At 45.1% G+C, this 17,450-nt stretch carries 18 protein-coding genes and 1 riboswitch; of the genes, 7 read left to right on the top strand and 11 right to left on the bottom strand.

Annotated features, from left to right (window positions below; genetic code table 11):
• Positions 1-116: 116 nt before the first annotated feature.
• Complete coding sequence (gene acuI / locus OCV56_RS00160) at positions 117-1,097, top strand: acrylyl-CoA reductase (NADPH) (protein ID WP_086712375.1); 981 nt, start codon at positions 117-119, stop codon at positions 1,095-1,097.
• 135 nt (positions 1,098-1,232) lie between these two features.
• Here acuI and OCV56_RS00155 read toward each other — a convergent pair whose 3' ends face one another.
• Both OCV56_RS00155 and OCV56_RS00150 read right to left on the bottom strand, forming a co-directional pair.
• The gene (locus OCV56_RS00155) at positions 1,233-2,174 is read right to left on the bottom strand and encodes a LysR family transcriptional regulator (RefSeq protein WP_086712376.1); all 942 of its coding nucleotides are present in this window, start codon (positions 2,172-2,174) and stop codon (positions 1,233-1,235) included.
• A gap of 156 nt (positions 2,175-2,330) precedes the next feature.
• A complete protein-coding gene (locus tag OCV56_RS00150; protein WP_017073805.1) occupies positions 2,331-2,516 on the bottom strand; it encodes a hypothetical protein in 186 nt (61 codons plus the stop codon).
• A 149-nt stretch (positions 2,517-2,665) separates the two neighbouring features.
• Here OCV56_RS00150 and tusA point away from each other — a divergent pair, with 149 nt between their 5' ends.
• Complete coding sequence (gene tusA, locus OCV56_RS00145; protein WP_017055492.1) at positions 2,666-2,917, top strand: sulfurtransferase TusA; 252 nt, start codon at positions 2,666-2,668, stop codon at positions 2,915-2,917.
• 83 nt (positions 2,918-3,000) lie between these two features.
• On the opposite strand, the gene OCV56_RS00140 is transcribed toward tusA, so the two are convergent.
• Together OCV56_RS00140 and OCV56_RS00135 are read right to left on the bottom strand one after the other, a co-directional pair.
• Positions 3,001-3,255, bottom strand: coding sequence for a hypothetical protein (locus tag OCV56_RS00140; RefSeq protein WP_086712377.1), 255 nt, complete (start codon positions 3,253-3,255; stop codon positions 3,001-3,003).
• A gap of 140 nt (positions 3,256-3,395) precedes the next feature.
• Positions 3,396-3,950 (bottom strand): TMEM165/GDT1 family protein, encoded by a 555-nt coding sequence (locus tag OCV56_RS00135; protein ID WP_017055491.1) that lies wholly within the window; start codon positions 3,948-3,950, stop codon positions 3,396-3,398.
• A gap of 34 nt (positions 3,951-3,984) precedes the next feature.
• Positions 3,985-4,160: riboswitch (yybP-ykoY riboswitch) on the bottom strand.
• A 209-nt stretch (positions 4,161-4,369) separates the two neighbouring features.
• Here OCV56_RS00135 and glyQ point away from each other — a divergent pair.
• From glyQ to OCV56_RS00110, 5 genes are all read left to right on the top strand, one after another.
• On the top strand, positions 4,370-5,284 hold the full coding sequence (gene glyQ / locus OCV56_RS00130; RefSeq protein WP_017632669.1) for a glycine--tRNA ligase subunit alpha: 915 nt from the start codon (positions 4,370-4,372) through the stop codon (positions 5,282-5,284).
• A 2-nt stretch (positions 5,285-5,286) separates the two neighbouring features.
• Positions 5,287-7,353 carry a glycine--tRNA ligase subunit beta gene (glyS, locus tag OCV56_RS00125; RefSeq protein WP_086712378.1) on the top strand — a complete coding sequence of 689 codons (2,067 nt, stop codon included), beginning with the start codon at positions 5,287-5,289 and terminating at the stop codon, positions 7,351-7,353.
• Between the two features lie 204 nt (positions 7,354-7,557).
• Positions 7,558-9,645 (top strand): alpha-amylase, encoded by a 2,088-nt coding sequence (locus tag OCV56_RS00120; protein ID WP_086712379.1) that lies wholly within the window; start codon positions 7,558-7,560, stop codon positions 9,643-9,645.
• A gap of 117 nt (positions 9,646-9,762) precedes the next feature.
• Positions 9,763-10,443 carry a response regulator gene (locus tag OCV56_RS00115; RefSeq protein WP_048657794.1) on the top strand — a complete coding sequence of 227 codons (681 nt, stop codon included), beginning with the start codon at positions 9,763-9,765 and terminating at the stop codon, positions 10,441-10,443.
• Between the two features lies 1 nt (position 10,444).
• On the top strand, positions 10,445-11,824 hold the full coding sequence (locus OCV56_RS00110; RefSeq protein WP_048657795.1) for an ATP-binding protein: 1,380 nt from the start codon (positions 10,445-10,447) through the stop codon (positions 11,822-11,824).
• Between the two features lie 25 nt (positions 11,825-11,849).
• Here the strand turns inward: OCV56_RS00110 and OCV56_RS00105 are convergent, their stop codons facing one another.
• The 7 genes from OCV56_RS00105 to OCV56_RS00075 are packed head-to-tail and all read right to left on the bottom strand — an operon-like array spanning position 11,850 to position 17,448.
• Positions 11,850-12,491 carry an OmpA family protein gene (locus OCV56_RS00105; RefSeq protein WP_086712380.1) on the bottom strand — a complete coding sequence of 214 codons (642 nt, stop codon included), beginning with the start codon at positions 12,489-12,491 and terminating at the stop codon, positions 11,850-11,852.
• 48 nt (positions 12,492-12,539) lie between these two features.
• Positions 12,540-13,847 carry a TadE/TadG family type IV pilus assembly protein gene (locus OCV56_RS00100; protein WP_048657797.1) on the bottom strand — a complete coding sequence of 436 codons (1,308 nt, stop codon included), beginning with the start codon at positions 13,845-13,847 and terminating at the stop codon, positions 12,540-12,542.
• A gap of 2 nt (positions 13,848-13,849) precedes the next feature.
• Positions 13,850-14,410 carry a tight adherence pilus pseudopilin TadF gene (gene tadF, locus OCV56_RS00095; protein ID WP_086712381.1) on the bottom strand — a complete coding sequence of 187 codons (561 nt, stop codon included), beginning with the start codon at positions 14,408-14,410 and terminating at the stop codon, positions 13,850-13,852.
• Positions 14,385-14,870 (bottom strand): TadE/TadG family type IV pilus assembly protein, encoded by a 486-nt coding sequence (locus OCV56_RS00090; protein WP_048657799.1) that lies wholly within the window; start codon positions 14,868-14,870, stop codon positions 14,385-14,387. Before OCV56_RS00090 ends, tadF begins: the two co-directional genes overlap by 26 nt.
• Complete coding sequence (locus OCV56_RS00085) at positions 14,860-15,624, bottom strand: tetratricopeptide repeat protein (RefSeq protein WP_086712382.1); 765 nt, start codon at positions 15,622-15,624, stop codon at positions 14,860-14,862. Before OCV56_RS00085 ends, OCV56_RS00090 begins: the two co-directional genes overlap by 11 nt.
• The gene (locus OCV56_RS00080; RefSeq protein WP_048662706.1) at positions 15,617-16,534 is read right to left on the bottom strand and encodes a type II secretion system F family protein; all 918 of its coding nucleotides are present in this window, start codon (positions 16,532-16,534) and stop codon (positions 15,617-15,619) included. Before OCV56_RS00080 ends, OCV56_RS00085 begins: the two co-directional genes overlap by 8 nt.
• Positions 16,534-17,448 carry a type II secretion system F family protein gene (locus tag OCV56_RS00075; protein ID WP_228761237.1) on the bottom strand — a complete coding sequence of 305 codons (915 nt, stop codon included), beginning with the start codon at positions 17,446-17,448 and terminating at the stop codon, positions 16,534-16,536. Before OCV56_RS00075 ends, OCV56_RS00080 begins: the two co-directional genes overlap by 1 nt.
• Between the last annotated feature and the right edge of the window lie 2 nt (positions 17,449-17,450).

Genomic DNA, 17,450 nt, shown 5'->3' with positions numbered 1-17,450 from the left:
CTAGCGGCATCTATGCACAAAACGCATAGATTCAATGTTGATGTTTCATTATTTTTTCTCCAACGATTCAACTAAAGTTACTTCAGTTTCCTAATATTTCTCCCATGGAGCAGATCATGTTTAAAGCACTTGTACTAAACCAAGAAGACAAAAAAACTATCGCATCAGTTTCTCAAATTGAAGAGTCTCAATTACCAGAAGGTAACGTGAAGATCGATGTAAGCTACTCTTCTTTGAACTACAAAGATGGTTTGGCGATTACAGGTAAAGGGCGCATTGTTCGCAACTTCCCGATGGTTCCTGGTATCGACCTTTCTGGTGTGGTTTCACAATCTGATGACCCTCGCTACAAAGCGGGCGACGAAGTAGTTCTGACTGGTTGGGGTGTTGGTGAAGGTCACTGGGGTGGCATGGCTGAGAAAGCAAGCCTAAATGGTGACTGGTTAGTGCCTATGCCTAAAGGTCTAAACGCGAAAAAAGTAATGGCAATAGGTACTGCTGGCTTCACCGCTATGCTTTGTGTGCAAGCAATCGTAGATGCAGGCATCAAGCCAGAAGACGGTGAAATCCTAGTTACTGGCGCAAGTGGCGGTGTAGGTAGCGTGTCTATCACTCTACTAAACCAGCTAGGTTACAAAGTAGCAGCAGTAACAGGCCGAGCTTCAGAAAACGGTGAACTACTAAAATCACTAGGCGCGACACGCATTGTTGAACGTGCTGAACTAGAAGAACCAGCTAAACCACTAGAAAAACAACTGTGGGCTGGTGCTATCGATACTGTAGGTAGCAAAGTACTTGCAAAAGTATTGGCGCAAATTGATTACAACGGTGCAGTTGCGATGTGTGGTCTAGCAGGCGGTTTTGACTTACCAACAACAGTAATGCCATTCATTCTACGTAACGTTCGCCTACAAGGTGTTGATTCTGTAATGTGCCCTCGTGAAAAACGCATTAAAGCGTGGGAACAGCTGGCTGAGCTACTACCAGAATCTTTCTACGCTCAAGCAACCAAGGAAGTGTCTTTAGACGGTGCAATTCAAGCCGCAGAAGACATCACTAACGGTCAAATTACTGGTCGCGTAGTCATTAAACTATAGATTCTCAAACATTGCGTTATCAAACCTTAAGCAACAGCTTCAGGCTTGGATGACCCAAAACAACAAAGGGCTGATTTTTATCAGCCCTTTTGCGTTTTTATCATTAGGGTCAAGTGAACCCAGACTCAGTCCTAGTTAACCCAAACCTACATCCGCAATTCGTTTTTGAATCAACTCACCACACTCTTCCTTTACCACTCTTCTTAACCATTGCTGTGAAGCAGAAGAGTCGCAACGCGAATGCCAGATCAGTGAGTAATCAAACGGCATAAACTCAAATGGCAACGGTTTAACGACTAAGTCATAACGCTCTGCTACCAAATAAGCCAAATCAGCAGGTACTGTGATCACTAATGGCATTCTATCGACAATCGCTAATGCAGCTTCAAGATGATAAGCGCGCAGCACCATTTTACGAGGCTGTTGATTAGCTAAAGCGTTGTCTAATAAAGATTTAACACCATCACTGATCGCAATCATCGCATGAGGTAAAGAAACATAATCCTCAAGGCTTAAAGGCTGCTCGGCCAATGGGTGGTTTTTAGATAACAAACACGATACACCAACCGGCCCCAAGACCTCTTGATGAAGTGGTGCAATGCTGCCACTCGGACGACAAATCGCCATATCAACACGTTCGGTACTGAGCTGCTTAAACAAATGCTCATGCTGCAGTGGTGCAAACTCTAAGGAGATATTCGGTGCTTGCTCATAAATCTTAGGCAACGCATAAGGCAAGATGGTTTGCATCGCGTAGTCGGTGGTTGCTATCAGGAAGCGCTCGCTGCAATAGTAAGGGTCAAAGTCGCTAGGGCTTAGTAACTGACGGAATGACTCCAAAGGCTGATCAATACGCTGACTGATCTCGAGCGCTTTTTTAGTAGGGATAAGGTGCTGACCTTGGCGTGTAAACAGCGGGTCGTTGAGTAGCTCTCTTAAACGGCCTAATACTCGGCTGGTTGCCGACTGGCTCAAGTTGAGACGAAGCGCGGCTTGGCTAACACTGCCCTCTTCAATCAATACCTTCAAGGCGACCAGTAAATTTAGGTCTCTACGATAGATGTCTTCTAATTCCACGCCACTTACCTAGCTGTATACAATTATCATTGGTCACTAAGTTGTTTATAGCATGCTTTAGATAAAAAAAATCCCGCAATTACGCGGGGAAGCCCAAGAAAATCTGGGGATAGTGTCGGAATGTTGTCGTATCGGAATTTGCTTGTTGTATCCGGGTTAGTGCTCTTGCTCCTCGGCTATGCCTTGCCAACGGCGCATCTCTACCCAAATACCAATAATCGTTGCTATTATGCCAAAGATTGGCATTAGAGAGGTCTCTGTCGATGAGCGTAGTACTAACGCACAAAAAGAAATAAAACAGAGAACCGAATAAATTGTTAATCTATCTAATCCTGTCAACATCGCCACTCCTTAGCTAGTTGCCTTTGTTACAAGTTGTTATCAACTTGTTAACTAAGTTATAGGAAATGATTCTGTTTGCCAAGCACTTATTGCATATTTTTTCTGCAGACGTATTATTCACTCGTTAGATAGATATAGAGATACAAACCATGACATTCAAACCTGAACTGGCAACCCATACTTTAGAAGCTGAAGGCCTGCGTTGCCCAGAGCCAGTAATGATGGTCAGGAAGACAATTAGAAACATGCAGGATGGCGATGTATTACTGGTAAAAGCTGACGATCCTTCAACAACTCGTGATATTCCGAGCTTTTGTCGTTTCATGGATCATCAGTTAGTCGGCCAAGCTACAGAAGCTTTGCCTTACCAATATTTGATCAGAAAGGGATTGGAGGCGTAACGCCCCACCGAGTATCAAGTATCAAAAAAGCCGCTGGTACCTTATGTTCTTCAATAGAACTCAGAGTACCAGCGGCTTTTTGTTTATTCGTTTCTAGACTTGTTTTGCAGATGCTCAAGCTGATGCTGAATTTCTCGGAGATCTTTACGCATCGGAATAATATGCGCAACTCGAATCCAAGCCTCTACTGCAAGCCCAGTCATGATGATGGCACCCGCGACCATTGGCAGCCACATGTCCGTTAACACCATGCCTAGTAGTGTAAGTGCAAGACCAAAGGTAAAAAGATAACTTTGGCTTTGTGGAGTAATACCCATATAACGCGTCAACATAATCATGCCCTCGTGTTCTTAACTCACAAGATTAAAATATCATGACAAGTATGACAGTTATATGTCCATTCGCTCGATAAACCCCACAATACTGTAAGAGTATGACCTACAACACATTAGTCCACTAGTTGAGTATAATATACCGCTTAATAGAACGCTGCTGCGATAGCCAAACCCACGAATAACAAGGCCGTGATCTTGCGAATCAGGTCAAGAGGCATCTTATCTGCCGACAACTTACCAATGATCACCACGGGCACATTCGCCAGCAACATACCAATGGTAGTGCCGAGAATTACCCACGTTAATGCATCCGAATATTGAGCCCCTAAAATGGAGGTCGCAATCTGAGTTTTATCACCGATCTCGGCAATGAAGAAGGCGATAAAACTGGCGACAAACGGCCCTCTGTTTGAGATCTGCTCATCATCATCCAACTTATCCGGAATCAGAATCCAGCCCGCCATAGCAATGAAACTGACCACTAGCACCCACTTTAATACTTCAGGTGAAAGATAATCAGCAACCACGACCCCGAGCCATGCAGCAAGGGCATGATTGGCAATAGTGGCAAAGAAAATAGCCGCAATAATAGGTATCGGTTTTCGATATCGACTGGCTAATAAAAGGGATAGCAACTGGGTCTTATCACCGATCTCGGCTAAGGCGACAGTTGTAATTGAAATTGCTAAAACGCTCACGACATGCTCATTTGGGATGGAGATTATTATATTTAACCAAAGACAAACCTCGCGCCCCATCCCGGTTCACGATGCTTGTCTAAGGTCTTGCTAAGCGCCACCAAGGTGGTGGTTGCCTCGAACGCCATGATGATTTTGCATCAATTATGTTGACGGACGAACTTATTCAATAGGATATGAATAAGTAAGCTACTCCCCAAAGACCGCGAGATTTTAATCACCCACGCTTTCAAACACAAGTGTCAAACTTATCAAAATATCCACTTGTGCCGAAAAACAAACATTAAAGGCAAAAAAATCCACTAAACGACATTTTAGACCACTAATTAAACAAGATTACCCCTACTCGCTTTACGAATATCTCGGTATACTCAGAGGTTATTTTCTCATTCATTTAAAAGAATCGCGCGAACCTGACTATGCAAAAATACGATATCAAAACCTTCCAGGGAATGATCCTCGCGCTGCAGGATTACTGGGCTCAAAACGGTTGTACCATTGTTCAACCTCTAGATATGGAAGTAGGTGCCGGCACCTCTCACCCAATGACATGTCTACGAGCACTTGGCCCAGAGCCAATGTCTACAGCTTACGTACAACCTTCACGTCGTCCTACTGATGGCCGTTACGGTGAAAACCCTAACCGTCTGCAGCACTACTACCAATTCCAAGTAGCGCTAAAACCATCGCCAGACAATATCCAAGAGTTGTACCTAGGCTCACTAGAGGTTCTTGGTGTTGACCCACTTGTTCACGATATTCGCTTCGTTGAAGATAACTGGGAAAACCCAACACTAGGTGCATGGGGCCTTGGTTGGGAAGTATGGCTAAACGGCATGGAAGTAACTCAGTTTACTTACTTCCAACAGGTTGGCGGCCTTGAGTGTAAGCCAGTAACCGGCGAGATCACTTACGGTATCGAGCGTCTAGCAATGTACATCCAGGAAGTAGATTCTGTTTACGACCTAGTATGGAACGTAGCACCAGACGGTTCTAACGTGACTTACGGTGACATCTTCCACCAAAACGAAGTTGAGCAATCAACGTACAACTTCGAGCACGCAGACGTAGATTTCCTATTCACTTTCTTCGACCAGTGCGAGAAAGAGTGTAAAGAGCTACTTGAGCTTGAGAAGCCACTTCCGCTTCCAGCTTACGAGCGCATTCTAAAAGCAGGTCACGCATTCAACATTCTTGATGCGCGCAAAGCTATCTCTGTAACAGAGCGTCAACGTTACATCCTTCGTATCCGCAACCTGACTAAATCAGTTGCTGAGGCGTACTACGCGTCACGTGAAGCGCTTGGCTTCCCAATGTGTAAGAAGGACAAATAATCATGGCGAAGAATTTTCTAATTGAACTGGGTACGGAAGAGCTTCCACCAACAGCACTTCGTTCTCTAGCAGAAGCATTTGCTTCTAACTTTGAAGCAGGCCTTAAAACTGCTGAGCTTTCTCACGAAGGCATCAAGTGGTACGCAGCACCTCGTCGTCTAGCACTTAAAGTAACAGCACTGGCTGAAGGCCAAGCAGATAAAGTCGTTGAAAAACGTGGTCCTGCTGTTTCTGTTGCATTCGATGCTGAAGGCAACGCGACTAAAGCAGCACAAGGTTGGGCTCGTGGTAACGGCATTACTGTTGAACAAGCTGACCGTCTAAAAACAGACAAAGGCGAGTGGCTTCTTTTCAAACAAGAAGTGGCTGGTAAACCTGTTCAAGAATTGGTGATGGACATCGCTGCGAAAGCACTAGCAGGCCTACCAATCCCTAAAGCAATGCGCTGGGGTAACTCAGACATTCAATTTATCCGTCCAGTGAAAACACTGACTGTACTACTAGGTGATGAGCTTGTTGAAGGCGAAATCCTTGGCGTAGCATCTGCTCGTACTATCCGTGGCCACCGCTTCATGGGCGAACAAGAGTTCACAATCGATTCTGCTGACCAATACCCTGCAATCCTAGAAGAGCGCGGTAAAGTAATGGCAGATTACGAAGCGCGTAAAGCGATCATCCTTGCTGACTCTCAAAAAGCGGCAGCAGCGGTTGGCGGTAAAGCTGACCTAGAAGATGACCTTGTTGAAGAAGTAACGTCTCTGGTTGAATGGCCAGTAGTGCTTACAGCGAAGTTTGAAGAAGAGTTCCTAAAAGTACCTTCTGAAGCTTTGGTTTACACCATGAAGGGTGACCAAAAGTACTTCCCTGTTTACGACGAAAACAAGAAGCTACTTCCTAACTTTATCTTCGTATCAAACATCGAGTCTAAAGAGCCTCGTCACGTTATCGAAGGTAACGAGAAAGTTGTACGTCCACGTCTTGCTGATGCTGAGTTCTTCTTCAACACAGACCGTAAACGTCCGCTGATCGACCGTCTTCCTGAGCTAGACCAAGCTATCTTCCAGAAGCAGCTTGGTACTATCAAAGACAAAACAGACCGCATCACAGAACTTGCTGGCTACATCGCTGAGCAAATCGATGCTGACGTTGAAAAGTCTAAGCGCGCAGGCCTGCTGGCTAAGTGTGACCTAATGACATCAATGGTATTCGAATTCACGGATACACAAGGTGTAATGGGCATGCACTACGCGACTCACGATGGTGAAGACGAGCAAGTTGCACTAGCACTTTACGAGCAGTACATGCCTCGTTTCGCAGGTGACGACCTACCAAGCACTGGCATTTCTTCAGCAGTTGCAATGGCAGACAAGCTAGACACTATCGTAGGTATCTTCGGTATTGGCCAAGCACCAAAAGGTTCTGACCCATTCGCTCTACGTCGTGCATCACTAGGTGTACTACGTATCATCGTTGAAAACGGCTACAACCTAGACCTAACCGATCTGATCGGTAAAGCGAAAGAGCTACTAGGCGACAAGCTAACCAACGAAAACGTAGAAGCTGACGTTATCGACTTCATGCTAGGTCGTTTCCGTGCATGGTACCAAGATGCTGGTTTCAGTGTTGATATCATCCAAGCGGTACTGGCACGTCGCCCAACTAAGCCAGCTGACTTTGACCAACGTGTTAAAGCGGTTTCTCACTTCCGTGAACTGGAAGCAGCAGAAGCACTAGCAGCAGCGAACAAGCGTGTAGGTAATATCCTTGCGAAATTCGATGGCGAGCTACCAGCTGAAATCGACCTAACGCTTCTTCAGGAAGACGCAGAGAAAGCACTGGCTGAAAACGTTGAAGTAATGACGGAAGCTCTAGAGCCAGCATTCGCGACAGGCAACTACCAAGAAGCCCTAAGCAAACTTGCTGACCTACGTGAACCCGTTGATGCATTCTTCGATAACGTAATGGTAATGGCTGATGACGAAGCGCTTAAGAAGAACCGTCTAACGCTACTGAACAACCTACGTAACCTGTTCCTACAGATTGCTGATATTTCTCTTTTACAGAAATAAGCAATACTGCAGAAAAATTGCTCTTCCGATTTTGGTTGGGCGATTTAGGTAAATACCCAAAGGGAAGCGAAAGCTTCCCTTTTTGTTTTTGTGAACCAAGCATTTGTTTGTATAGGTGTTATTGATTAACTGAATGAATCAGCACTCAGACTGTAGAGGGCATTGTTTGCTATAAATAACCTGTTTATTCAGGGGAAGGGAACAATGAAAAAAACAGTACTCGCGCTTTCAATGCTCGCACTCAGCGCATGCAGCCAAACCAGTGACAACAACCTATTACTGACGATTAATAACGACACAGTCGTATTCGAATCATCCGGTAAAGGCACCGTGATTGCAGAACAGGAACTCACTAAAGGTAGCTATACCTTCTCTATCAGCGATACTCAAAATACCTGTGGCACCAACTATGCGCTGGCTGAAGAAAACCGCATCAAGTTCAATAAACCCCTTCGCCTAGACGACTGTGCCGAGAAATCTGAGATCGCCATTAAAGTCTTTCGCGCTAACACCTATCAATTCACGCTCAACCCACAGACTAATGAACTCACAGTTCAGATAAAGCCGAAGCAACAGCAGGTACAAAGCTTTGCCTGTCCAGTGCCTAGTGACGAGCCAACTACCATCGACGTTGCTCAAACCTTTGATGATGGCACCGTGGTTAGAGATGCCCTTTCAGGCACACAAGCGACTGTAACTAATGGCAGCGTTACCATGCAGCCTGCAGAAAACAGCCAAGGTGTCTTGTTGCTAGAAAAAGTTGGGCCCGAAACCAAGGCTAAATTTAGTTGGGATAACGCCACGGTTTACTTCGTTATGACCGACCGCTTCCATAACGGCAACCCTAACAACGACAACAGTTACGGTCGCAGTCAAGACGGACAAGAAGAAATCGGCACCTTTCACGGTGGTGACTTGGCCGGGTTAACCGAGAAGCTCGATTACATAGAATCGCTCGGTGCTAATGCTATCTGGATAACGTCTCCGTTAGAACAGATCCACGGCTGGGTTGGCGGTGGTGACAGAGGTGATTTCAAGCATTATGGCTACCATGGTTACTACCACCAAGATTGGACCAAGCTTGATGACAACATGGGCACAGAAGACGATCTGAAAACCTTCATCGATACCGCACACAGCAAAGGTATTCGTGTCGTCTGGGACGTGGTAATGAACCACACTGGTTACGCCACACTTGCTGATATGCAAGAGTTCGACTTTGGTAAACTCAACCTCACCGATGAAGAAGCAACAAAAACACTTGGCGAGAACTGGACTGACTGGCAACCCGCTAAAGGTCAGAACTGGCACTACTTCAATAACTACATCTCATACAGCGATAAAGAAGCGTGGGAAAAATGGTGGGGCAAGGCATGGCTGCGCAGCGATATCGGCGCTTATGACTCTCCGGGTTACAACAACCTCACCATGTCTTTGGCGCACCTGCCCGATTTCAAAACAGAATCGACAGAAACCACTGGGCTACCGAACTTCTATAGCAACAAATCCACCAGCGCGACCGATGAGCTTAAAACACCTCGCGACCACCTAATCACTTGGTTATCTGATTGGGTGCGTGAATACGGCGTTGATGGCTTTAGGGTTGATACCGCCAAGCACGTTGAACTGGACGCTTGGGCTGAATTGAAGGAGAGCACCAATCAAGCGCTTGCAGAATGGAAGCAGAACAACCCAGAAAAGGCCTTGGATGACTTACCATTCTGGATGACTGGTGAAGTCTGGGCACACAGCGTCGTGAAATCAGATTACTTCGCTAACGGCTTTGATTCGATCATCAATTTTGAATTCCAGAGCGACATCGCCCCTAAGGCGCTGAAGTGCCTGTCTGATCTCGATGCCGATTACCTCCGTTATGCAGAGAAGATCAACACTGACAGTGAGTTCAACGTGCTGAGTTACCTATCGTCTCACGACACCTCGCTATTCTGGACGCAGCACGGCAGTGACTTTGCCAAACAGACCAAAGCAGCGAATGCATTAATGCTGGCTCCAGGCGCAGTGCAGATCTATTACGGAGATGAAATCGCCCGTGACTTTGGCCCAACAGGATCGGACCCAATGCAAGGTACTCGCTCAGACATGCCATGGGATCAAATCACCGGCGAACGTGCAGAGTTGCTAGAACATTGGCAAGCGCTTGGCCAATTCCGCCAACGCCACCCTGCTGTCGCGCAAGGAAAGCACATCATCCGCAACAGTAAGGGCTACTATGCGTTCGAACGCCAATACCAAGATGACAAAGTATTGGTTGTTTATACCGGTTCTAAGTAAACGCCGAGTGACATAAAACAGCAGAAACTCAAGGAGAAGCTTAAGCTTCTCCTTTTTTTTATCCTAAGCTAGTGTAAGCTCTATGTAGTTGAATCTTATTGTATATAGGGATATTGAATGCTGGTTGTTTTGGTTGAAGATAATGAGATATTAAATCATCACCTCTCGTCTCAACTTGGTGATCTTGGCCATACCATTTACGCAGAGAAAACTGCATCAGCCTGTCTACAAACCATTCAAAAACAACCCAATACCGATGTCATGATCATCGATCTTGGCCTGCCAGATTTCGACGGCTTTACGCTGATTAAGCAGATACGCCGCAAAGAGATTACAGTTCCTATTCTGATTTTAACCGCTCGCGGTGACTGGCAGGATAAAGTTGAAGGGCTCAACTGTGGCGCCGACGATTACCTAACCAAGCCATTTCAATTTGAAGAACTACTCGCCAGACTTGAAGCACTTGTACGTCGAAATCAAGGATTTGCAGCCTCTCAAATCAAGGCGCAATCACTGACTCTTGATACTCAAGCCAAAAGCATTACCTACAATGAAATGCTGCTCGACCTCACGGCACTCGAATACCAAATCTTCGAGTATCTAATTCGTCATAGTTTGAAGATCGTCTCCAAGCAACAAATCTTGGACTCGCTATACGACCAAGGAGAAGGCATTCAGCTTAATAACATTGAAGTGATCGTTTCGCGGCTGCGTAAAAAGCTTGCTCAACATACCGAAGAAAAACTGATCAGCACGGTTCGAGGACAAGGCTATCGATTCGAAATAGAAGCGAAATGATATGAAAAGACTGTATAAAACCCAGTTTAGACGACGTACCTTTGCCACTGCTGCTTCCATTCTTTTTACTATGGTACTGACTAGCACTTGGTTCTATTACAACACCCAAAAACACCAGCTGTTTGAAGACTATTCTAAAAACACGCTCCGAGAGTTACCTTCAATTGTCAACGAACTCCTCTCCTCGGGTGAGATCCCGCCACTCACTGAGTGGAATAGCTTTTATGCCAAAGAGTCACCTAATACCAGCGTCATCTTATGTGACCACAACAGCCATCAAGTTTGGACTTCAATCGACGTTGAGCGAAGAACCAAACAGCTGGCAAAGTTAGGTATCTCACGTCCTCAAATAGACAACCTGTGTACTGATCTCAATTTTCCAATCGATACAATTCGGCTAGTAGAGAAACCGAGTGGGGCCGCGTTTATCGTCCACACAATGCTTTGGAAAGGGTTTAAAGATCAAGAAGATGGAAAGGTAATCCTTACTCAAAGAGTCGAACATAAGATGGAACCAATAAAGCAACTAAAATACACCACGATAGGTGTATTGATAGTAGCCCTGACATTAATCAGTGCCCTGCTTTTACTCTTCTATCGCATCAGCTTTGCCCCCTTTGTTCGCTTAGAAAAAGAGCTGCACGAAATAAAACAGGGTAAGCAGAACCAGCTAGCAGAAAGCTACCCAGAAGACCTGCACAATGTGACTAGTGCACTGAATGAGCTATTGTTCCAGCAAAAGGAAAATCAGGAACGTTATAAACGGTCACTGAACGATCTCGCCCATAGCTTGAAGACTCGTGTTGCTGTATCCCAAGCACTACTAGACGATTCATCACCCACTAAAAACCATCAAATCAATCAACAATTACTCGAAATGGATAGCCTTATCCAAGGTCAGCTAAAGCGAGCATCATTAGGAGTGAAAGGTATCACCACCAATGACACCCTACTTAAGCCTGTATTAGATAGCTTGGTTGGTATGTTCACCAAGATTTATACTGACAAGTCGATCCAATTTGTCTCTGACTATCCAGATAACCAAACCCTGCCATTAAGTAAAGATGACCTAATGGAAATAATGGGTAACATATTAGAAAACACCTACCGTTTTGCTGATCAGTCGATCTTGTTCAAGGTTACTAATATTGATAATCAGATTATGGTTGAGATCAGTAATGATGGCCCAGCTATCGACAGTAATACTAGCCAGAGCTTATTTCAACGAGGTGTAAGAGCTGACCAACAAAACCCAGGCACAGGGTTAGGCTTGGCACTATGTGATGAGATAATTCACAGCTACAAAGGGGCAATTTGGTTTGAGACACCAGAAGACCCATCCATGGGTGTCTCGCTGAGGATTTTACTTCCGCAGCCCTAGCTATAAGCCATAAATTAAAGATAGGTTAAGATTGAATATCGACTCTACGATTCAGATGACGGCCAGTCTCCAAGTCATTACTTTGAATCGGAGCTTTCTCACCTTGCGAGGTTACCGTAATTTGTTCAACAGGAACCCCATGCTCACGCAGATACGTAACAACTGACTCTGAACGCTTTAAACCCAAGCTCAAATTGTATTTCCCCGATCCTTTCGAGTCGGTGTTACCCACAACACTCAATTCGGGCACCTGTTGCTCTAACTTCGCTCCGAGCTTAAGTAACAAATAGCGCGACTGTTTATTCAGTTCATCCTTATCAAAGTCAAACAACACTCTGGCAACCAGATCACGGGGTTGATTTTCATCTTCGATGACGGCTCTGCTCAACAGAAACTGAGTACAGCTATTGCTGAGATCAGATTGAGTAAGCTTGCCTTGAATTAACTCAACCAGAGCCTGATTATCAACCGTTGCCGATACCTGCATGAAAGGCCCCTGATGGTACATAACCTTAGTACCTTGCCCAACCGTAACCGACTGCTCAAATTCGGAGCTGCCAGTATCACAGTATTGGTAAAGCAGTTCGTTCGTATCGAGTTTCGGTGTTGCTGCCATAACCGAAAAAGGCAGTGCCAATAACAATGTTATCGATATAAATTTGTTCATTCTAATTCTCTGGATATTCATCAACTATCTGATCGACCAGACACAACATTACTGCGCCAAGTGACCTACTTCTTCAGTTATCAGGGCTAAGATCTTATTCAAGATATCTTGCTTATTTTCAGCCTTAAAAACGTTGTCTTTACCAACGCAATTAAGTAGTCCTGTGTTGGCATGCAAATCATAATCAAAGCCGATCACCGACATGCGCGCATTCATCGCCTCGCCCCAACTCGTAAACTTACCCGGGCTCACTCCATCAACAACAGCGACATCATCATTAAGATTATCTGCTGAGACCTTGCCGCCATTTATCATATTCTTAATGTTGGTACACATACCCTTGTTCACGAGCTTGTTCGTTTGTCCTGCGTAGTGATTCCAATCCTCACCATCCGACAAGATGATAATCAGTTGGTTCGGATTCTTGGCCAATGACGTCACAATCTGCCCTGCGCGAATGATTCCTTGTAGTGAGGCAGTACCACCAGACGCCTTGAAGGTTCTGACTTTTTTCATAAATCCATCAAAATCCTCGGTATAGAAAATATCGGTAAACACCGCGTCACCATCACCATTGGGGATTCGTTTGGCAGCACCCTTCACCTTAAATTGTTGCTCAATGGTCTTGTTAAAGTTCACAACATCATCTTTGTCATACTCACCCATTTTGGTAACGATGCGTTGATCTCGAAATACCAGTTTGCCAGCAGTATTAGCGTTCACGGTACGTCGGTTATACCCTGTGAGAGAAACTCGGTGCTTTATACCTGGCGTCACCGCATTAAATTTTCCTAGTTCATCAGTCACCAGTTCTAGCGTGTCTTTGAGGTCTTCAATCTTACTTTTTTTACCGCCACTCCAGTCATCGTTCATTGATGCAGAGAAATCGACGACAAAGGTGATATCAACAATCTTGCTTTGAAACTTTCGAGCCTTTGAAGAACCAGTCACATCAAAAGTGTCACCAAATCCCACGATCACACCTTGCCCCGGAAACCACGATTGGTGCTGCGTTCGACCGGCAACTCGGTATTCAAAATAGCGAGCGCCACCTTGTTCAGCCTGCTGGGTACAATCTGCAATTTGATCGCACGAGAGCTTATTGACCTCAACATCAAGTAAGGTATCCATATCGTAGAGGTAGTGATCGATATAAGACTGAGCCAACGAGTGGTTTTCACTGTCTTCTGCAGATACCGCCAATACTGCCGCTTCTGCTGCTTCTTCTAATCTCGCTTTTGTCTGTAAAGCACGTGCGCCATCAGAGCCCAACATAAACACACCAAATAACACGGGGATACATATCGCGAACAAGATCGCAGCATGGCCAGACTGTTTAGCCAAAGATAGACTCATGTTTACCTCCCAATCACGACAGAATCTGACATCACGTCGGTAAAGTCAGTACCAACCAGTTCACCAAACCAGTTATTAGTTCGATAGCAGAGCGTTACACGATAAAGAGGCATCTGGTGCCCCCAAACACTCACCACAGACAGATGCTGTAATTCACTAATGGGCTTGGCAACACTGCAGCTTAGATCTCCACGACGTTCCCGAATGCTCGGTGAAGCTTGGCCAATCCCAGTAAAGCTTTGCTCTTCAAGCAACAAGCCATAACGCGAAGCGTCATAATTACCAAAGGTACGTTGTAAGGAGTGACGAGCTATCGTGTCTATTTCATCAACCTGCTTAGAGGTTAAGAGCACACTAGAGTCATAAAGCTGCGTGCGTTCTTTGACAACATTCACCAGCGAATAGGACAAACGATCCAACTTACCTTTAACGGAAAGCTTGATGATCACGTCACCACTGAATACCAACAGCAAACTAAAAAAGAACCCTACAATGGCAAACTCGATACTGAATATGCCTTGCTGACACTTTCGCGAGTTAGACTTCAAACTTAGATCTTTCATACTCTTGAACCACGACCATTTCTCGGCTTAGTAATCCGTCTAGACCTAAGAAGTAACTAAAAATTGGGGTGAATGGATAGGTGAGTCGATAAATAGCCAACGACGAGTTCTGCTCATCACCACACTCTTTATAGGACTCACCCGGTGCTATCTGGCACTGATTGGTGACTTTCACCAACTCATCCACCGATGTGAGATAGTGCATGGTTACCTGAAAATCATCACCATCAATCACACTATTCCACATGCTGCCGTCTCTATGTAAAACTTGCTCTACCGTAGCCAAATAATCGTGTGAGCCTTTCTTGGCTTCACGGGCAACTTCCGATATAGCAAGATCGTTAATAGATGAAATGTAAGACATATAGCTCATCTCCACCCACGCCATACACATCAGCCAGAAGGCAAAGAAGCCCATAACAAACTCTATGCTAGCGACACCACGCTGCTTATTTTTCATATTGAATGCTCGACAGCGTATCTAAGCGGCTATCAGCACTCATAGGTTCGAACTTCTGCAGTGAACGATAGATCTTTTCTATTTGGTGCTGACTGTAGGTATCACTTAAGACCTGTTGTACAAACGCATAATGGCCTTGTTTAGCCATGCTAAGCGTCAGATTTGCCATAACCATTTCATCCGCTTGGTGACTCTTATACAACGGCATTAAACGCTTGGCCGCAGTAAAATAATCACCTTCAGCGATGTCCAGTACAGCAAGGTTATTGTTTACTGTGACACCGTCATAGAAGTGATCACGAGCGCGTTCAAAGTAGCGTCTCGCTAGCATCGTTTGAAAGCTGTAACCATAGTAGGTGCCGAGTAAATTCTCAGTGCGGCTATTACTCGGATCTAACTCCAATGCCAGTTTCGCTGCAGCGATTGCTGCTGGATATTGGCCCATATCACCGTATGCCTGCGCTTGGATTTGGTAAGCTTCAAGTGAGGCTTTCTCACTCTCTATAACAGGAGTTATGTAAAAAAGAGCGGATTCTGCATCGGCCAATTTTAAATAGCTACTCGCCAGTTTTTGCCTAATTTCGGCGATATCTTCACGTTGGAGCTGAACTTTATACAGAGCAACCAGTTTTGTGTGATTATTGGTTTGTTGGTAAATCGCTTCCTTCGATTCTTCTTGCTGCCAGTTATTAGCAGTTGAACTACATGCCATTAACCACAATGGCAGCATACATATCAGAAATTGTTTAAACACTTTGCATTAACCTCATCACCCCAGGAGCGGCGATAACGAATACGATCGGAATCAAGATGAAGACAATCAATGGTATCGACATCTTGGCGGCTAACTTCCCTATCTTTTCTTCCAGTTCGAGCATTTGTACTTCACGCACATCACTCGCCAATACAGTTAACATGCGATAAATCGACGAGCCGTGTTGAATGCTTTGAGTCAACGTCATCACAAAGCTACGCATTTCACTGCTTGGCACCTGTTGATAAAGCTCTTCAAGCGCCTCTTCCATCCCAACAACTCGAGCGCGATGATTGGTTTTATTCAGTAGATAAGCCAAGTCACGATCAAAGCCTTGCATCTCTTGTGCTAAATACTTCAGTGAAGCTTCAATCGTCATCCCGCTTTGCACACAGATCGCCGTTAGGTCGATCAAGTAAGGCAACTGACCCACTAATTTTTGATGTCGCCACTTAGTTCGCTGAGCGAGTACCATATCGGGCAGCGCAATAGAAACCATTGCCCAACCACATATCAGAGCGACAGCCTGATTAATAGCGACACCGGACCACCAGCACACACCAATGACCACCACTTCACCTATCGCAAGAACCAGATATTTGAGTGGCATATACATGGAGCTATAGCGTGTTTGATAAATACCCGCACCAATAAAGCGCTGCTGCATCTGTTGGTCGGACGCATTAACCAATTGTGTCAGCGGACATAAGAGGCTATCGATTTGTAACTGTCGTTGACTGCGTTGTTGAGTCATCGATTTAAACTGGCTAGCGATACTAGCCAGCTTTTGCTGCGCGATGTACTGCGTGATTAACCAATAACAGAGCAACAACACACCAAATGACAGGCAAGTCCAAATCAACAATGACTGCAACTGAGGCTTGATTAAAATCGAAATAATATTGGCCATTACCTCACCCTCTTCATCAACATCCAAATGATCGCTAAACCAATACTTTCGCTGATCAACAGGTAATATAGAACCGGGCGACCTTCGTCGGTAAACATCAAGAAATCAAAATTCTCAGGGCTCAGTATTGGCAGCATTGAGATAAAGACAAACGGCGTTGCACTGACTATCTTTGCTGAAATACGCGCCTCTGAAGTCATCGCAAACTTCTTTCTTTCCATCGCTCTAGCTTCGAACATCTGACGGTTCAGACGCGACATGACCTCTTTCAATTGCCCACCACGCTGCATGTTGGCACGTAGGGTAATCACAAAGAAATGAAATGACGGATAAGGAAATCGCTGGCAAGACTTACGAAAAACATCGTCCAGCGGCTCACCTAGCTTCAAGCGTTCTGCCATTCTTTTAAACTCTTTGCCAACCTCACCAGGAAGCTTATTGCCGACAAAACCAATTCCTCGACCAATACTCTCTCCGGCAGATAGAGAGCTAGCCAACATGTTCAATGCATCAGGAAAGCTCTCTTCAAATTGCTTACGGTCACGCTGTTTTAACCACAAGAAGCCCCATACCCAAGTTACAACCAATGCGCTACCAAGGACTAGCCAAGCTGGGAAACCGAATAGGTAGCGGTTCACTGCACCAGCTAAAACACTCACACAACCACTAAGTAAAACCACCTTTACACCAGCAAAAGAGCCCAACTGTCGCTTAACTTGATGAAAAAGGCTTGCTATCGAAGACCAACCTAAGCCATTGGATATCTGACTAAGTTGAATCGCTTGGCGAGGGGCTGTTGACGCTGTTTTTGTCTTATCATTTGATGGAAAATAATCATCAATTGAGTGACTCTTATTAGAAAAAATCACAACCAGCAGCAGGACAACGCCCCAAAACATTAATAGCCAATACACAC

Origin of the sequence: Vibrio gigantis (genome assembly GCF_024347515.1) — a bacterium.
GTDB lineage: Bacteria > Pseudomonadota > Gammaproteobacteria > Enterobacterales > Vibrionaceae > Vibrio > Vibrio gigantis.
The sequence above is the reverse complement of the archived record's forward strand: the minus strand, read 5'-3'. Positions and strand labels throughout refer to the sequence as shown.